This is a genomic window from Pseudomonas sp. C1C7 (assembly GCF_013359595.1).
GTDB lineage: Bacteria > Pseudomonadota > Gammaproteobacteria > Pseudomonadales > Pseudomonadaceae > Aquipseudomonas.
Window position 1 is genome coordinate 173121 of record NZ_JABFMP010000007.1, and the last position, 17208, is coordinate 190328.

General features: G+C 60.6%; 15 protein-coding genes. 7 read left to right on the forward strand and 8 right to left on the reverse strand.

Going from position 1 to position 17208, the window contains the following annotated elements; genetic code table 11:
• Window positions 1–99: 99 nt before the first annotated feature.
• The gene (gene gpmI / locus HNO86_RS08520; RefSeq protein WP_175376553.1) at window positions 100–1629 is read right to left on the reverse strand and encodes a 2,3-bisphosphoglycerate-independent phosphoglycerate mutase; all 1530 of its coding nucleotides are present in this window, start codon (window positions 1627–1629) and stop codon (window positions 100–102) included.
• A gap of 154 nt (window positions 1630–1783) precedes the next feature.
• Between gpmI and HNO86_RS08525 the strand changes: the two genes are divergently transcribed.
• Genes HNO86_RS08525 through secB form a run of 3 tightly spaced genes read left to right on the forward strand, consistent with a single transcriptional unit; the run spans window position 1784 to window position 2981 of the window.
• A complete protein-coding gene (locus tag HNO86_RS08525; protein ID WP_175376554.1) occupies window positions 1784–2197 on the forward strand; it encodes a rhodanese-like domain-containing protein in 414 nt (137 codons plus the stop codon).
• Window position 2198: 1 nt separating this feature from the next.
• Entirely contained in the window at window positions 2199–2453 is a 255-nt protein-coding gene (grxC, locus tag HNO86_RS08530; protein WP_175376555.1) for a glutaredoxin 3, read from the forward strand.
• Window positions 2454–2495: 42 nt separating this feature from the next.
• Entirely contained in the window at window positions 2496–2981 is a 486-nt protein-coding gene (secB, locus tag HNO86_RS08535) for a protein-export chaperone SecB (protein WP_175376556.1), read from the forward strand.
• A gap of 168 nt (window positions 2982–3149) precedes the next feature.
• On the opposite strand, the gene trmL is transcribed toward secB, so the two are convergent.
• Window positions 3150–3605, reverse strand: coding sequence for a tRNA (uridine(34)/cytosine(34)/5-carboxymethylaminomethyluridine(34)-2'-O)-methyltransferase TrmL (gene trmL / locus HNO86_RS08540; protein WP_175376557.1), 456 nt, complete (start codon window positions 3603–3605; stop codon window positions 3150–3152).
• Between trmL and HNO86_RS08545 the strand changes: the two genes are divergently transcribed.
• Window positions 3604–4044, forward strand: a complete 441-nt coding sequence (locus tag HNO86_RS08545) for a hypothetical protein (RefSeq protein ID WP_175376558.1) — start codon at window positions 3604–3606, stop codon at window positions 4042–4044. The two genes, trmL and HNO86_RS08545, sit on opposite strands and share 2 nt — an antisense overlap.
• 603 nt (window positions 4045–4647) lie before the next feature.
• On the opposite strand, the gene ntrC is transcribed toward HNO86_RS08545, so the two are convergent.
• The 5 genes from ntrC to glnA form a co-directional block, all read right to left on the reverse strand.
• Complete coding sequence (ntrC, locus tag HNO86_RS08550) at window positions 4648–6084, reverse strand: nitrogen regulation protein NR(I) (protein WP_175376559.1); 1437 nt, start codon at window positions 6082–6084, stop codon at window positions 4648–4650.
• Window positions 6081–7166, reverse strand: a complete 1086-nt coding sequence (gene glnL / locus HNO86_RS08555) for a nitrogen regulation protein NR(II) (RefSeq protein ID WP_175376560.1) — start codon at window positions 7164–7166, stop codon at window positions 6081–6083. Before glnL ends, ntrC begins: the two co-directional genes overlap by 4 nt.
• Before the next feature lie 220 nt (window positions 7167–7386).
• Complete coding sequence (locus HNO86_RS08560; RefSeq protein ID WP_175376561.1) at window positions 7387–8004, reverse strand: DUF4124 domain-containing protein; 618 nt, start codon at window positions 8002–8004, stop codon at window positions 7387–7389.
• Complete coding sequence (locus HNO86_RS08565) at window positions 8001–8516, reverse strand: DUF4124 domain-containing protein (protein ID WP_175376562.1); 516 nt, start codon at window positions 8514–8516, stop codon at window positions 8001–8003. Before HNO86_RS08565 ends, HNO86_RS08560 begins: the two co-directional genes overlap by 4 nt.
• 171 nt (window positions 8517–8687) lie before the next feature.
• On the reverse strand, window positions 8688–10094 hold the full coding sequence (gene glnA, locus HNO86_RS08570; RefSeq protein WP_175376563.1) for a type I glutamate--ammonia ligase: 1407 nt from the start codon (window positions 10092–10094) through the stop codon (window positions 8688–8690).
• Window positions 10095–10422: 328 nt separating this feature from the next.
• Here glnA and thiI point away from each other — a divergent pair, with 328 nt between their 5' ends.
• Together thiI and typA are read left to right on the forward strand one after the other, a co-directional pair.
• Window positions 10423–11877 carry a tRNA uracil 4-sulfurtransferase ThiI gene (thiI, locus tag HNO86_RS08575; protein ID WP_175376564.1) on the forward strand — a complete coding sequence of 485 codons (1455 nt, stop codon included), beginning with the start codon at window positions 10423–10425 and terminating at the stop codon, window positions 11875–11877.
• A gap of 139 nt (window positions 11878–12016) precedes the next feature.
• Window positions 12017–13837, forward strand: coding sequence for a translational GTPase TypA (typA, locus tag HNO86_RS08580; RefSeq protein WP_175376565.1), 1821 nt, complete (start codon window positions 12017–12019; stop codon window positions 13835–13837).
• 153 nt (window positions 13838–13990) lie between these two features.
• Here the strand turns inward: typA and HNO86_RS08585 are convergent, their stop codons facing one another.
• Complete coding sequence (locus tag HNO86_RS08585) at window positions 13991–14428, reverse strand: YkgJ family cysteine cluster protein (protein ID WP_175376583.1); 438 nt, start codon at window positions 14426–14428, stop codon at window positions 13991–13993.
• A gap of 259 nt (window positions 14429–14687) precedes the next feature.
• Between HNO86_RS08585 and HNO86_RS08590 the strand changes: the two genes are divergently transcribed.
• Window positions 14688–17138 carry a glycogen/starch/alpha-glucan phosphorylase gene (locus tag HNO86_RS08590; RefSeq protein WP_175376566.1) on the forward strand — a complete coding sequence of 817 codons (2451 nt, stop codon included), beginning with the start codon at window positions 14688–14690 and terminating at the stop codon, window positions 17136–17138.
• Window positions 17139–17208: the final 70 nt, after the last annotated feature.

Below are 17208 nucleotides of genomic sequence, written 5' to 3' on the forward strand. Positions count from 1 at the left end.
CGCGAAAGCGCAGTGTCAGTCGCAATCTGCATTACTGACACTGCGCATTCGCGAGCAAGTCCGCTCCCGCAGGGTTTTTGCGGTGTTTGGGCGAGCGGGTTAGACGAGGATCGAAGTCCCGGTCATTTCCGCCGGCTTTTCCAGCCCCAGCAGCTTCAGCATGGTCGGCGCCACGTCCGCCAGCACGCCGCCTTCACGGACTTTGAGGTCGCGCTTGCCGACGTAGATGAACGGCACCGGCTCGGTGGTGTGGGCGGTGTGGGCCTGGCCGGTGGTTTCATCGGACATCTGCTCGACGTTGCCGTGATCGGCGGTGATCAGCGCTTCGCCGCCGACTTTCTCCAGGGCATCAACGATGCGGCCGACGCAGGTGTCCAGGCATTCAACGGCCTTCACCGCTGCCTCGAACACGCCGCTGTGACCCACCATGTCGCCGTTGGCGTAGTTGACCACGATCACGTCGTAGCGCTGGTTTTCGATGGCATCGACGATGCGGTCGGTGACTTGCGGCGCGCTCATTTCCGGCTGCAAGTCGTAGGTGGCGACTTTCGGCGACGGGATCAGGATGCGCTCTTCGCCCGGGAACGGCTCTTCGCGACCGCCTGAGAAGAAGAAGGTCACGTGGGCGTATTTCTCGGTTTCGGCAATGCGCAGCTGGGTCTTGCCGTTTTTCGCCAGGTAATCACCCAGCACGTTGTCCAGGCTGCCCGGGGCGAAAGCCGCAGGGGCCGGGATGCTGGCGGCGTATTGGGTCAGCATCACGAAGCCGGCCAGTTTCGGCTGACGGCTGCGCTCGAATTCCTTGAAATCGTCTTCGACGAATACGCGGGACAGTTCGCGGGCGCGGTCGGCGCGGAAATTCATGAACACCACGGCGTCGCCGTCTTCGACTTTCACCGGCTCGCCGATCGAGGTGGCTTTGACGAACTCGTCGCTTTCGCCGCGCTCGTAGGCCGCTTGCAGGCCTTCCTGGGCCGTGGCGGCGTTGAATTCGCCCTGGCCGTCGACGATCAGGTTGTAGGCCTGGGAAACGCGGTCCCAACGGTTGTCACGGTCCATCGCGAAGTAACGGCCGATGAGGCTGGCGATGCGGCCCTTGCCCAGGGCCTGGAAGGTGGCGTCGAGCAGTTCGATCGACGATTGCGCGCTTTTCGGTGGCGTGTCGCGACCGTCGAGGAACGCGTGCAGGTAGATGTTCTGGGCGCCGCGCTTGGCCGCCAGTTCGGCCATCGCGACCAGATGATCCTGGTGGCTGTGTACGCCGCCATCGGACAGCAGGCCCATGAAGTGCACCGCTTTACCGGCTGCGACGGCTTTATCAACGGCGGCGCAGATGGTCGGGTTCTCGAAGAATTCGCCATCGCGGATCGATTTGGTCACGCGAGTGAAGTCCTGGTACACCACGCGGCCGGCGCCGAGGTTCATGTGACCGACTTCGGAGTTGCCCATCTGGCCGTCCGGCAGGCCGACATCCATGCCGCTGCCCGAGATCAGGCCGTTCGGCACGGTGGCCCACAGACGGTCGAGGACCGGCTTCTTCGCCGCGAACACGGCGTTGGACTCCGGGTTATCGCTGTGACCGAAGCCGTCGAGAATCATCAGGACCAAAGGTTTAGGCGTGGTAGTCATGGAATCCACTCGTGGCTGAATTAAAAAGGGCGATGGAAAAATGGGAGTGGCAGTTTAAAGCGAAGTTCCGGCCACGTCACCGCCGGACGGGGTTTGGCCCACCTTGGGGGCTGTGTATACTGGCCGACATTTTAATGCCCTGGAACCTCCTTCGATGGTTGCTCACCTGATTGAATTCGCCACCAACCACTACATTCTTGTCGGTATCTTCGTCGTACTGCTGGCCCTGCTGATTGCCTATCAGATGCAAGGCGGCGGCCGCAGCCTGAGCACCGGCGAACTGACCGGGCTGGTCAACAAGGACGCCGGCGTTGTCGTCGACATCCGTCCGAGCAAGGATTTTGCCGCCGGTCACATTGTTGGCGCGGTGAACATTCCTCACGACAAACTGGCTGCACGCGTGGGTGAGCTGGAAAAGCACAAGTCCAAGACCATTATCCTGGTCGATGCCATGGGCCAGACCGCCGGTACTCACGCTCGCGAACTGGTGAAAGCCGGTTTCACCGCCGCCAAGCTGTCCGGTGGCGTTTCCAGCTGGAAAGCCGACAATCTGCCGCTGGTGAAGTGACATGAGCCACGTCGTCATCTACTCCAGCGACTACTGCGGCTACTGCTCGCGAGCAAAATTTCTGCTCGAGAACAAAGGCGTGGCCTTCGAGGAGATCAAGGTCGATGGCAAGCCTCAGGTGCGTGCTGCCATGGCTCAAAAAGCGGGACGCACGTCGGTGCCGCAGATCTGGATCGGCGAGCGCCACATCGGTGGCTGTGATGATTTGTTTGCCCTGGAGCGCGCCGGCAAGCTCGATGCGCTGCTCAAGGCCTGAATTCCTACCCAATAAAAGAACCAAGATCAGAAAGGATCTGAGATGACTGACCAACAGAACACTGCAGCTAACGAAGAAGAATCCGCACCGCAATTCTCCTTGCAGCGCATCTACGTACGTGACCTGTCCTTCGAAGCCCCGAAAAGCCCGGCGATCTTCCGCCAGCAGTGGGAGCCGAGCGTCGGTCTGGATCTGAACACCCGTCAGAAGGCACTGGAAAACGATTTCCACGAAGTCGTGCTGACCCTGTCGGTCACCGTGAAGAACGGTGAAGAAGTGGCGTTCATCGCCGAAGTGCAACAGGCCGGTATCTTCCTGATCAAGAACCTGGACGCAGCTTCGATGAGCCACACCCTGGGCGCGTTCTGCCCGAACATCCTGTTCCCGTACGCTCGCGAAGCACTGGATAGCCTGGTGACCCGTGGCTCGTTCCCGGCACTGATGCTGGCGCCGGTGAACTTCGATGCGCTGTACGCGCAAGAGTTGCAGCGCATGCAGGCGGCTGGCGAGACTCCGACTGTTCAGTAAAAAGCTTGGTTTGTCCCATGAAAAAAGCGCCCTTGATGGCGCTTTTTTCATGGGACAAACGAAACCTTCGAGTAGGAGCTGCCGAAGGCTGCGATCTTTTGATCTTGCTTTTAAAAGACAAAAGCAAAAGATCGCAGCCTTCGGCAGCTCCTACAGGGGGCGGCGGGGTTATTTGAAATCGTTCTGGCGCCAGGCTTCGTAAACGGCCACTGCCACGGTGTTGGACAGGTTCAGGCTGCGGCAGCCTTCGCGCATCGGCAGGCGCAGGCGTTGTTCGCCGGGCAGGGCATCCAGTACCTCAGGCGGCAGGCCGCGGCTTTCCGGGCCGAACAGGAAGGCATCGCCCGGGGCGAAGCTGACGTCGTGGAACGGCCGCGAGCCCTTGGTGGTGAAGGCGAACAGCCGTGGGTGGCTCAGGCTTTCCAGGCAGCTGGCCAGGTCCGCGTGGCGTTGCAGGGTGGCATACTCGTGGTAGTCGAGGCCGGCCCGGCGCAAGCGCTTGTCGTCCATTTCGAAGCCCAGCGGTTCGATCAAATGCAGGTGGCAGCCGCTGTTGGCGCACAGCCTGATAACGTTGCCGGTATTCGGCGGAATTTCCGGTTGGAAAAGGATGACGTGAAACATGCACGGCTCCGAAGGTAAAGATGAGCGGCATTCTACGCCGCAAGCGGACTCCCGTTCGAAACAATTCCCTCGGGTGTTGGCGTCGCTGGCGATTGTCGGGTTGATGGTGGGGCTGATGATCGGTCGCCTGACCACCCCCGACCCCAGCGAACTGCAGCAGGTCGAGGTAACGGAAGACGGTCTGGTGGTGTGGTTCAACAATGAACCCAAGACCCATGGCGAAGTCGTCGATGGCAGCGTTGCCTTGCTGTTCGAGGCGCAAGGCAAGGCGCAACAAGGCCAGCTCAAGCTCAACGACAGAAGCGTGAACTGGCGGGTGCGTTTGAGTGGCGGGGGCTTGTTGCTGACGGCGGTGGCGGCCCGGCCGCTGCAGGGCGACTGGGCCGGCAGCGAGGTCGATGACCGCTGGCGGCTGGAGATCCATCTCCGGGAGCAATAAAAGAGGGAATCCCCGGCCTGCCTGTACCAAGGTCCCCAAAAAGGGCGGGTTCGCGCACGGTGACGTGAACCCGGTGTAAAGAGGGAATCCCCGGCCTGCCTGTACCAAGGACCCCAAACCGGCAGGGCTCGCGCATGGCGTCGTGAGCCCGGTGTAAAGTGGAACCCCTGACCTGCCTGTATCAAGGGCCCCAAAAGGGTGGGCTCGTCGCCTGTGCGGTGTGAGCCCGGTGTAAAAGAGGGGATTCCCCGGCCTGCCTGTACCAAGGTCCCCGAAACCGGAGAGTGAACTGATTCACTGATGAGACCTTTGCAGGGGGCGTGCCAGTTTTTAACAAGTTGAAACAGAAACCCGCGCATGAGCGTTGAAAGCCCCGTGATTCGGGGTTTTCGGGTTTTTGGGTGAAGGGGTTTTGTGTGGTTTTTGGGAGGATTCGCGCAGAAGCGGCATGCGCGATTGCGGATCGGGGTGCATTGCGGTGGTGCATGCCGGCCGTAAAAAGCTTCGCGGGCAAGCCTCGCTCCTACAGGTATCGTGCGAAATCCGTAGGAGCGAGGCTTGCCCGCGAATGGGTCTGACTGAAAATGAAGATCCAGAGGCAGATCAGCCCTCATCCCCCTCATCATCATCCCCACCATCGACCTTCATCCCCAACTCCTTGATCTTGCGCGTCAGGGTATTGCGCCCCCAGCCCAGCAAGACCGCGGCATCGCGGCGGCGGCCGGCGGTGTGCTTCAGCGCGGTCTCGATCATGATCCGCTCGAAGGTCGGCACCGCGCTGTCCAGCAGGCTCGACTGCCCGCGGGCCAGCGCCTGGTCGGCCCACTGGCGCAGCGCCTGCTCCCAGTTGGTCACCGGCGCCGAATCCTGGGGCAGGCTCAGCAGCTCCGGCGGCAGGTCGCCGATGTGCACTTCGCGACCGGAAGCCATCACCGTGATCCAGCGGCAGGTGTTCTCCAGCTGACGCACGTTGCCCGGCCACGGCAGGTTCTTCAGGTATTCCTCGGTTTCGTTCTTCAGCAGCTTGGGCTCGACCGCCAGCTCCTGGGCGGCGCGGCTGAGGAAATGCTTGGCCAGGGTCGGGATGTCTTCGCGGCGATCCGACAGGCGCGGGATGTGGATGCGTATCACGTTGAGGCGATGGAACAAGTCCTCACGGAATTTCCCGGCGTGCACCAGGGTTTCCAGGTTCTGGTGGGTCGCGGCGATGATCCGCACATCGACCTTCACCGGCACGTGACCGCCCACGCGATAGAACTCGCCGTCGGCCAGTACGCGCAGCAAGCGGGTCTGGGTGTCGGCCGGCATGTCGCCGATTTCGTCGAGGAACAGGGTGCCGCCGTCCGCCTGTTCGAAACGCCCGCGACGCAGGTTGGCCGCGCCGGTGAACGCGCCTTTTTCGTGACCGAACAACTCCGACTCCATCAGGTCCTTGGGAATCGCCGCCATGTTCAGCGCGATGAACGGCGAGGCCGCGCGCGGGCTGTGGCGGTGCAGGGCGTGGGCCACCAGCTCCTTGCCGGTGCCCGATTCGCCGTTGATCAGCACGGTGATGTTGGAGTGGCTCAAGCGGCCGATGGCGCGAAACACCTCCTGCATCGCCGGCGCTTCGCCGATGATTTCCGGGGTGCGGGTCAGTGCCGGGGCGACTTCCAGGCCCTGCTGTTCCTGGGCGTGCTGGTTGGCGCGCTTGACCAGCGACACCGCTTCGTCGACATCGAACGGCTTGGGCAGGTACTCGAACGCGCCGCCCTGGTAGGACGCGACAGCGCTGTCCAGATCGGAATGCGCGGTCATGATGATCACCGGCAACCGTGGGTGCTGCTCGCGAATCCGTGCCAGAAGGTCCAGGCCGCTGGCGCCGGGCATGCGAATGTCGGAAATGATCACGTCCGGCTGCTGGCGCGCCAGGCGGCTCATCACGCCATCGGCGCTGTCGAAGCTCTGGGTGGTCATGCCTTCCTGCTGCAAGGCCTTTTCCAGAACCCAACGGATAGAACGGTCGTCATCGACGATCCACACGGTTTCACTACGGCTCATGTCGATGTGGCTCCTTGTTCCAGTGGCAGAAAGATCGAGAAGGTGGTGTGGCCGGGGTGGCTGTCACACTCGATCAGGCCCTGGTGCTGGCTGATGATGTTCTGGGTAATGGCCAGGCCCAGCCCGGTACCGTCCGGACGACCGCTGACCATGGGAAAGAAGATGGTTTCCTGAAGTTCCGCAGGAATGCCCGGACCGTTGTCGATGATTTCGATCTTGGTCACCAGGCGATGGCGCACGTGGCCGATGGTGAACTGGCGCATGGTGCGCGAGCGCAGGGTGATGCGGCCCAGGCGCAGCTCGTTCTGGCTGCTGATGGCCTGCATCGCGTTGCGCACGATGTTCAGCACCGCCTGGATCATCTGTTCGCGATCGATCAGTACGTCGGGAATGCTCGGGTCGTAATCGCGCACCAAAGTGATGCAGCCCTGGCTTTCGGCCTCCACCAGCTGGCAGACGCGCTCCAGCACTTCGTGAATGTTGCACATGGCCAGCGACGGCAGCTTGTTGGAGCCGAGCATGCGATCCACGAGGTTGCGCAGGCGGTCAGCCTCTTCAATGATCACATTGGTGTAGTCGCGCAGGCTGTCTTCCGGCAGTTCGCGGGCCAGCAACTGGGCCGCACCGCGAATCCCGCCCAGCGGGTTCTTGATCTCGTGGGCCAGGCCGCGCACCAGCATCTTGCTGGTTTCCTGCTTCGACAGTTGCGCTTCTTCCTTGGTGATCCGCAGCAGGCGGTCACGGGGATGGACTTCGAGCAGCAGCAGCGTGTCGCCGCCGCTGAGGATCGGCGTGACCGCGTAATCCACCGTCAGGGTCTGGCCGGTGAGCGCCGTGAGCATGGCTTCGCGCTTGGTGAACGGGTGCGCCTGCTGGACCGCCTGGCGCAGGGAGTTGAGGGCTTCGGTGGATTCGGTGAACAGCTCGCTGATGAACTGGCCATGGCTGCGCTGACCGCTGATGGCCAGGAGCATTTCCGCCGCCGGGTTCATGTACTCCAGGCGCAACTCGGCGTCGAGCAGGATCGTCGCGGTGGTCAGGTTGTCGAGCAGCAAGCGGTGTAGTGCGTCACTGATGGTCATTCAGGACCTCTTTTGGCGCATGAATGGAAAGCCGATGCGAGGAAACTGCAAGAACCAAACCAAGGCTCCGAAAAGAAGCGTCCGGCCCGTGAAACAGGCGTTTTACGCTCGATTGCGTGGCGCTTCGTCGGCTTTTTCGGGTTGTTTCGAACCAAAATGGGTTGCGATGAAACAATGATGCAGCTAATCGCACCAATATAGTGCGCAAACCTGAACAGGGTTAGAAGAAGCGCAAAAGCGGATTTTTTTCTTCGACGGGCTTCTCGGCGATGGGGCATTCCGGGCGCTGGCCGAAGTCTTCGAGGGTGCAGGGTTTGGCCTTGCGTTTTTGCGCCAGGGACATGCGCAGCATGTGCATCGGCTGATTGGCAGTGCGTTCGACGATTCGATCCTGTTCGTCGAGGATTTCCACGGACAGTTGATGGGTGCCGCGATCGACGTTGGTCAGCGGGAACACCGGGCTCAGGCCGGGCTCGGCCGTGGGTTGGCCATCGAGCAGCAGGCGATAGCGATGACCCTTTTGCAGGCCCGGTTCGCTGGTCACGCTGACAATGATCTCTCCGGCGGTGCTGCGCACGGTGGCGTCCGGCTCCGGCACCAGGATGCGCAGCATGTCGTAGCGCAACTGCGGTTTTTCCGCAGGTTTGCTCGTGGTGGCGAGGGACGGTGCGATATCCGGGGCGGGCATCCGATTGCCGGTGCCCAGCGGCACGCGCTTGGCGTTGCCGGGTTTTGGCTGGTCGGTGAAGACCCGATTGCCCTGGGCGTCGACGTAGGTGAAGACCTCTGCCGAGACGGGCAGGGCGAGCAGGCAGGCGATCAGTAGCCAGGCTTTCAAGGCTTGTGTACCCGTTGCACGGTGAAGGTCGCTGTGGGGCTTTGCTGGATGACCGTCTCTGCGTCGATCACCTGCACGGCCAGACTGTGCAGGCCGCGATCGATGTTGACCAGTTGCAGGGACGGTACGTTGCTCGGCTGGCCGTAGGGCTGCTCGTCCAGCAGCAGCCGGAACAGATGCGGGCCTTGCAGGCGCGGTTTGATCAGCACGTTGACGGTGAAGGTGCCGTTGTTGGCGCGCAGGGCTTCGGTGGTGGGCAGGTTGGTCAGTTCCAGGATTTCGTAGACGCCCTTGGAGGGTTCACGGCTCTCGGCCGTGGCGGTTGGCGCAGGATTATTCGGCGCCTGGGGTTCGACGCTGTTGAGCGGCGGCAGGTCGACCGGCTGTGCGGTTACCCCGTCAGGCGGCTGATTGCTGTAGGCGGTATTGCCGTTGGCGTCGGTGTACTTGTAGATCTGCGCTGCGACGGGCAGGGCGATCAGCAGCAATATGTAGAGAAAACCACGACCCATGAGATTGACCGCAAGCGAAAGCGTTGGGTTGCAGCATAGGTCAGGGTGAGTGGTTGGCCCAGCTTGTTTATTGCCGGGTGTGGAAGAGCAAAGTCTTTTGATTTTTCAGGCATAAAAAAGGCCTCCCGAAGGAGGCCCCTTTTTCACGCCGCTTGCGCAGGCGCTACCGGATTAGCAGCTGTAGTACAGATCGTATTCCAGTGGGTGTACGAAGGTGCGGACCTTGATTTCTTCTTCGCTTTTCAGAGCGATGTAAGCGTCGATGAAGTCGTCGGAGAACACGCCGCCTTTGGTCAGGAACGCACGGCCCTTGTCCAGCTCTTCCAGGGCTTCTTTCAGGCTGCCGCAAACTTGTGGGATCTCTTTCGCCTCTTCTGGCGGCAGGTCGTACAGGTTTTTGTCAGCAGCATCGCCAGGGTGGATCTTGTTCTGGATACCGTCCAGGCCAGCCATCATCAGTGCAGCGAAGCACAGGTATGGGTTGGCAGCCGGATCCGGGAAGCGGGCTTCGATACGGCGAGCTTTAGGGCTCGACACGTAAGGAATACGGATCGAAGCGGAGCGGTTACGGGCCGAGTAGGCGAGCATGACCGGAGCTTCGAAGCCTGGAACCAGACGCTTGTAGGAGTTGGTAGCCGGGTTGGTGAAGCCGTTCAGGGCCTTACCGTGCTTGATGATGCCGCCGATGAAGTACAGGGCGGTATCGGACAGGCCGGCATAGCCTTCGCCTGCGAAGGTGTTCTTGCCATCTTTCCAGAGGGACATGTGTACGTGCATGCCCGAACCGTTGTCGCCGTACAGAGGCTTAGGCATGAAGGTCGCGGTACGGCCGTAGGCGTCGGCAACGTTGTGTACAACGTACTTCAGGGTCTGGGTTTCGTCGGCTTTCTTCACCAGGGTGTTGAACTTGACGCCGATTTCATTCTGGCCGGCAGTTGCCACTTCGTGGTGGTGAACTTCGACGGTCAGGCCCATTTCTTCCAGTGCGTTGCACATGGAGGTACGGATTTCGTGGTCGTGGTCGAACGGCGGAACCGGGAAGTAGCCGCCTTTGACGCCTGGACGGTGGCCTTTGTTGCCGCCTTCCACGTCCTGGTCGGACATCCAGGAGCCTTGTTCGGAGTAGATCTTGAACATGGAACCGGAGATGTCGGACTTGAATTTCACCTGGTCGAAGATGAAGAACTCTGGTTCCGGACCGGCGTAGGCGGTGTCACCGATACCGGTGGACTTCAGGTACTCTTCGGCGCGCTTGGCGATCGCACGTGGGTCGCGGTCGTAGCCTTGCATGCTCGATGGGTCGACGATGTCGCAAACCAGGATCAGGGTCGGCTCTTCGGTGAACGGGTCCAGTACGGCGGTGCTGTCGTCCGGCATCAGGATCATGTCGGAGGCTTCGATGCCTTTCCAGCCAGCGATGGAGGAACCGTCGAACATCTTGCCGACTTCGAAGAAGTCGTCTTCCAGCGCGTCGCGAGCCGGCATGGTCACGTGGTGCTGAGTACCGCGGGTGTCCGTGAAGCGCAGATCAATCCACTTGACGTCATGATCTTTAATGAGTTGAACCGACTTCGACATACTGTCCTCCGGGGTGGCTTAGGGCGGTAATGGATGCCCTTAAATGTTTGTGATGCCGGCGCGAATACTCTGCCAAGGCAACCTGCCTCACAAGGGAGCAAATTGCATGCCAGTGCCCCAGCATGGGTTTTTTGCCCCAAATTCACGCTTATTAAGGCGTTGAGCCCATAAAAGCGGAAATTATCGCCCCTTAATGTGGCGCCAAAAACCCAAAGTGAACCGTTTTGGTGCATGTGAAACCTTCTGCACATTAATTGGTTAAACCTTGAGCAATTTCCGCTATAATCCGCGCCCCCCTTTTTCGGCTGGCCCTGCGCGCGCTGTTTTCATGAAACTAATCGTAAAAGTCTTCCCCGAGATCACCATCAAGAGTCGCCCTGTCCGGACGCGTTTCATCCGTCAGTTGGGCAAGAACATCCGTGCCGTGCTCCGCGACCTGGACCCGGCTGTGGTGGTGAACGGCGTATGGGACAACCTCGAGCTGGAAACCCGCGTCACCGACCCCAAGGCCCTGAAAGAGATGGGCGAGCGCCTGAGCTGCATGCCGGGCATCGCGCACTTCCTGCAGATCGACGAGTACCCGCTGGGCGATTTCGACGACATCGTCGAAAAGTGCAAGCAGCACTACGGTGATGCACTGGCCGGGAAAATCTTCTCCGTGCGCTGCAAGCGCGCCGGCAAGCACCCATTCAGTTCGATCGACGTCGAGAAATACGTCGGCAGCCAGCTGCGTCGCCAGTGCGGTGCCGCCGGCATCGACCTGAAAAAGCCTGAAATCGAAGTGCGCATCGAAGTTCGCGACCAACGGTTGTTCGTGATCCACAGCCAGCACAACGGCATCGGCGGCTACCCCTTGGGTGCGCTGGAGCAGACCCTGGTGCTGATGTCCGGCGGTTTCGACTCCACCGTGGCGGCCTACCAGATCATGCGCCGCGGCCTGATGGCCCACTTCTGCTTCTTCAACCTGGGCGGACGTGCCCACGAACTGGGCGTCATGGAAGTCGCGCATTTCATCTGGAAGAAGTACGGCAGCTCGCAACGCGTGTTATTTGTCAGTGTGCCGTTCGAGGAAGTGCTGGGAGAAATTCTCGGCAAAGTCGATAACAGTCATATGGGCGTAGTATTGAAGCGTATGATGTTGCGCGCTTCCTCGCAGATTGCCGATCGACTGCACATCGACGCGCTGGTCACCGGTGAGGCGATCTCCCAGGTATCGAGCCAGACGCTGCCGAACCTGTCGGTGATCGACTGCGTGACCGACAAGCTGGTGCTGCGCCCGCTGATCGCCAGTCACAAGCAGGACATCATCGACACGGCCATCGACATCGGCACCGCCGATTTCGCCCGGCACATGCCGGAGTACTGCGGGGTGATTTCGGTCAATCCGAAAACCGCGGCCAAGCGCTACCGCGTGGAACACGAAGAGAAAGAATTCGACATGGCTGTGCTCGAGCGCGCGCTCGAGAACGCCAAGCTGGTCCCTATCGATCGGGTGATCGACGAACTGGGCCAGGACATTCAGATTGAAGAAGTCAGCGACGCGCTGGCCGGTCAGATCGTGATCGACATCCGCCACCCGGATGCCGCCGAGGATGACCCGCTGGAACTCGCTGGCATCGAGGTACGAACGATGCCGTTTTATGCACTGAACGCTCGTTTCAAGGAACTGGCGCCTACTCGCCAGTACCTGTTGTATTGCGACAAAGGCGTGATGAGTCGCCTGCATGCCCACCATCTGCTCAGTGAGGGGCATGCCAATGTGCGCGTTTATCGACCGAGCTAAGTGCCCGGGGCTGTTTGCCTGTGGCCTGCGTCACCGGCCCCCCGATGCCACCGTCAAGCTGTAACGGCTTTCACGGACGCTACTGTTAATCGCTGCCAAGACTTGTCAGCACACCGAATCCTCTGATCGAGATACACAAGTGATCGAAAATCTACGCAACATCGCCATCATTGCCCACGTTGACCACGGTAAAACCACCCTGGTAGACAAACTCCTGCGTCAGTCCGGCACCCTGGAGCGCAACGAGCTCAACGACGAGCGCGTGATGGACTCCAACGACCAGGAAAAAGAGCGCGGCATTACCATTCTGGCGAAAAACACCGCCATCAACTGGAACGGCTACCACATCAACATCGTGGACACCCCGGGCCACGCCGACTTCGGCGGCGAAGTAGAGCGCGTAATGTCGATGGTCGACTCCGTTCTGCTGCTGGTTGACGCTCAAGACGGCCCTATGCCGCAGACCCGTTTCGTGACCAAGAAGGCTTTCGAAGCCGGTCTGAAGCCAATCGTCGTGATCAACAAGGTCGACCGTCCGGGCGCGCGTCCTGACTGGGTTCTGGACCAGATCTTCGACCTGTTCGACAACCTGGGTGCCACCGACGAACAGCTGGACTTCAAAGTCGTCTACGCCTCGGCCCTGAACGGCATCGCCGGTCTGGACCACACCGACATGGCCGAAGACATGACCCCGCTGTACCAGTCGATCGTCGACAACGTTCCAGCGCCGGCTGTTGACCGTGACGGTCCGTTCCAGATGCAGATCTCCGCTCTGGACTACAACAGCTTCCTGGGTGTTATCGGTGTTGGCCGTATCGCCCGTGGTCGCGTCAAGCCGAACACTCCGGTTGTCGCCATCGACACCGAAGGCAAGAAGCGCAACGGCCGTATCCTGAAGCTGATGGGTCACCACGGTCTGCACCGCATCGACGTCGAAGAAGCTGCAGCGGGCGACATCGTCTGCATCAGCGGCTTCGAAGAGCTGTTCATCTCCGACACCCTGTGCGACATGAACAACGTCGAAGCGATGAAGCCACTGACCGTTGACGAGCCGACCGTTTCCATGACCTTCCAGGTAAACGACTCGCCGTTCTGCGGTAAAGAAGGCAAGTTCGTGACCTCCCGTAACATCAAGGAGCGTCTGGACAAGGAACTGCTGTACAACGTTGCCCTGAAAGTTGAAGAAGGCGACTCCGCCGACAAGTTCAAGGTTTCCGGTCGTGGTGAGCTGCACCTGTCGGTTCTGATCGAAACCATGCGTCGCGAAGGCTTCGAAATGGCTGTAGGCCGTCCAGAAGTAATCATCCGCGAAGTGAACGGCGCCAAGCAGGAACCGTTCGAAAACGTGACCATCGACATCCCTGAAGAATCTCAGGGCAAGGTCATGGAAGAGATGGGTCTGCGTAAGGGCGACCTGACCAACATGTCCCCGGATGGCAAGGGCCGTGTACGTCTGGAGTACAACATCCCTGCTCGCGGTCTGATCGGTTTCCGTAACCAGTTCCTGACCCTGACCAACGGTGCAGGCATCCTGACCTCGATCTTCGATCGCTACGACACCATGAAGTCCGGCCACATGTCCGGCCGTCAGAACGGTGTTCTGGTATCGGTAGAAACCGGCAAGGCGCTGACCTACTCCCTGGAAACCCTGCAGGCGCGCGGCAAGCTGTTCGTCGAGCACGGTCAGGAGATCTACAACGGTCAGATCGTTGGTCTGAACAGCCGTGACAACGACCTGGGCGTGAACCCTACCAAGGGCAAGAAGCTGGACAACATGCGTGCTTCGGGTAAAGACGAAACCATCGCTCTGGTTCCACCAGTGCGTTTCACCCTGGAACAGGCTCTGGAGTTCATCCAGGACGACGAGCTGTGTGAAGTGACTCCTAAGTCCATCCGTCTTCGCAAGAAGATCCTGGACGAAGGCGAGCGCACCCGTGCTGCCAAGAAAGCCAAGGCCTAATTAGCCCCGGCTGAACGAAAACGCCCCCGGTCGAAAGGCCGGGGGCGTTTTTGTTTGTCAGGAGCAAAAATCAAAAGATCGCAGCCTTCGGCAGCTCCTACAGGGGAACGCATTCCAATGTAGGAGCTGCCGAAGGCTGCGATCTTTTCAGGCTTAAAACTTTTCCAGGTTCCGCCGCCCGCCGGTCTCACGCACCACTTCCTTGGGCTTGTACGCGCAATACCCCGGCCGCGGGCCGATTTTCGGGTGGTTGCGGCACGTGTCGGGGCGCTTGTCATAAATGGTGCACAGGCGGCTCTTACGATCCAGGTAGTAGCAATCGTTGTTGCTCATGCGCTGCAGCGTGAAGATGCCGGTTTTCTGATTGAAGCGCTCCACCAGCCCTTCCTTTTGCAGGCGCTTGGCGATGTTCTTCGGCGGATCGCCCAGTTCGAACTCATCGACCACGCCGATGCGCACCAGGTCCTTGATCTTGACCTCGACCGGCAGGGTGCAGCAGCTTGATATGCAGGAACCGCACATCGGGGCGGAATATTTCGCCCAGGTTTCGAGGCGGTCGATCTCCGCGGCGGCGATCAGGGTGGGCTTCATCATCGGTTGTTACCAGGCGTGTGCATCAGGGCGCGCGATCATACCGGGACTGGTGGATTTTTGAACAACCTTTCGCCAGTTTTTTCAGGCGCCAGGCAATAAGGATGTTAAACCGGCACAACACCTGCATCGTTTCAAGCTCACGACAAACAATTGCCGGACCGTTCGCACTAACTGGAAAAACTGCCGAACCAGAGCCTCTACCGCCTGTCAGACCGTCTAGGCTCAGACAACTCCAAGCTCGCTCGAGGTCCAATCGATGACTCAGGAACCACTTGTTCGCGAAGCAGAGGTGGCCGCATTCCGCGACGCCGTCTTGACCAAACTCACCTATGCGGTGGGCAAAGACCCTGATCACGCCTTCGACCACGACTGGTTCGAAGCCATTGCGCTGGCAGCGCGCGATCACATGGTCGAGCACTGGATGGACCACACGCGGCAGATCTACCGCAAGGGTCAGAAGCGGGTTTACTACCTCTCCCTGGAATTTCTCATCGGCCGGCTGCTCTACGACAGCCTGAGCAACCTCGGCCTGCTCGATGTGGCGCGCGAGGCGCTGACAGAGCTGGGCGTCGACCTGGAGCGCATCCGCATGCTGGAGCCCGACGCGGCGCTGGGCAATGGCGGCCTCGGACGCCTGGCGGCGTGCTTCATGGAAAGCATGTCGACCTTAGGGATCGCCGGTCACGGCTACGGCATCCGTTATGAACACGGCCTGTTCCGTCAGGCGATTGTCGACGGCTGGCAGCAGGAGCAAACCGAGCACTGGCTGGATTTCGGCAACCCCTGGGAGTTCGAGCGTCCGGAGGTGGTCTACCCGATCGGCTTTGGCGGCAGCGTCGAAACCGTGACCGACAGCGAGGGCAAGACCAAGCAGGTCTGGCATCCGGCGGAAACCGTGCGGGCCATTGCCTACGACACGCCGGTGGTCGGCTGGCGTGGAGCGAGTGTGAACACCCTGCGCCTTTGGCGGGCACGGGCCATGGAAGATCTGCACCTGGAGCGCTTCAACGCCGGCGACCACCTGGGCGCGGTGGCGGAAGTGGCCCGGGCCGAAAGCATCTCCCGCGTGCTCTACCCGGCGGACAGCACCGAAGCCGGTCAGGAATTGCGCCTGCGCCAGGAGTATTTCTTCGTCGCCGCTTCCTTGCAGGACTTGCTGCGCCGCCATCGCAACATGCACACCTCGGTGCTGACGCTTAGCGATCACGCGGCCATCCAGCTCAATGACACCCACCCTTCGATCGCCGTCGCCGAACTGATGCGGCAACTGGTCGACGTCTATGACGTGGCCTGGGACGCCGCCTGGGAAATCACCGTCGGGACCCTGGCCTACACCAACCACACCCTGTTGCCCGAGGCGCTGGAAACCTGGCCGGTAGGCCTGATGGAGCGCATGCTGCCGCGGCACATGCAGATCATTTACCTGATCAACGCCCAGCACATCGACTCGCTGCGGGCCAAGGGCATCCACGATTTCGACGTGCTGCGCGCGGTGTCGCTGATCGAAGAGGACAACGGTCGCCGCGTGCGCATGGGCAACCTGGCGTTCCTCGGTTCCCACAGCGTCAACGGCGTGTCCGGGCTGCATACGCAGTTGATGCGCAAGACGGTGTTCTCCGAGCTGCACAAGCTCTATCCGCAGCGGATCAACAACAAGACCAACGGCATCACCTTCCGCCGCTGGCTGTTCCAGTCCAACCAGGAATTGACCTCGATGCTGGTCGATGCCCTCGGCCCGCAAGTGCTGGACGGTCCCGAGGAGCGTTTGCTGGCCCTGGAACCGTTCGCCGAGAAGAGTTCATTCCGCAAGGCCTTCGCCGAACAGCGCCTGCACAGCAAGAAGGCCCTGGCGTACATCATTCATGAACGGCTGGGCGTGGCGGTCAATCCGGCGGCGATGTTCGACGTGCAGGTCAAGCGGATCCACGAATACAAACGCCAGCTGCTCAACCTGATGCACACCGTGGCACTGTACCAGGCGATTCGTGCCGAGCCTGAAATCGACTGGGTGCCGCGGGTGAAGATCTTCGCCGGCAAGGCCGCGGCCAGTTATCACCAGGCCAAGCTGATCATCAAGCTGACCAACGACATCGCCCGGGTGGTGAACAACGACCCGACTGTGCGCGGTTTGCTCAAAGTGGTGTTCTTGCCCAACTACAACGTCAGCCTGGCGGAGAGCATCATTCCGGCGGCGGACTTGTCCGAGCAGATTTCCACCGCGGGCTTCGAGGCCTCGGGCACCAGCAACATGAAGTTCGGCCTGAACGGCGCGCTGACCATCGGTACCCTGGACGGCGCCAACGTGGAAATGTGCGAGCGCATCGGTCCCGAGCACATGTTCATCTTCGGCCTCAGCGCCCAGCAGGTGGAGGCGCGCAAACAGAATCACGAGTTCAGCGCGGTGCCGGACATCGCCGCGTCCCATCGGCTCAATGACGTCTTGCAGGCGATTCGCGGCGGGGTGTTCTCGCCGGATGATCCGACGCGTTACGCCGGGCTGATCGACTCGCTGGTGGACTACGACCGCTTCTTTGTCTGCGCCGATTTCGACTCCTACTGGAACGCGCAGATGCGGGTCGAAGCCCATTGGCACGACTCCCAGCAGTGGTGGCGTTCAGCGGTGCTGAACACCGCGCGCATGGGCTGGTTCTCCTCGGACCGGACGATTCGCGAATACGCCACGGATATCTGGAAGGCGTTGGGATAAACTCCACGTCTTAAAAGCGCAAAAGATCGCAGCCTTCGGCAGCTCCTACATTGGAATTCGTTCCCTGTAG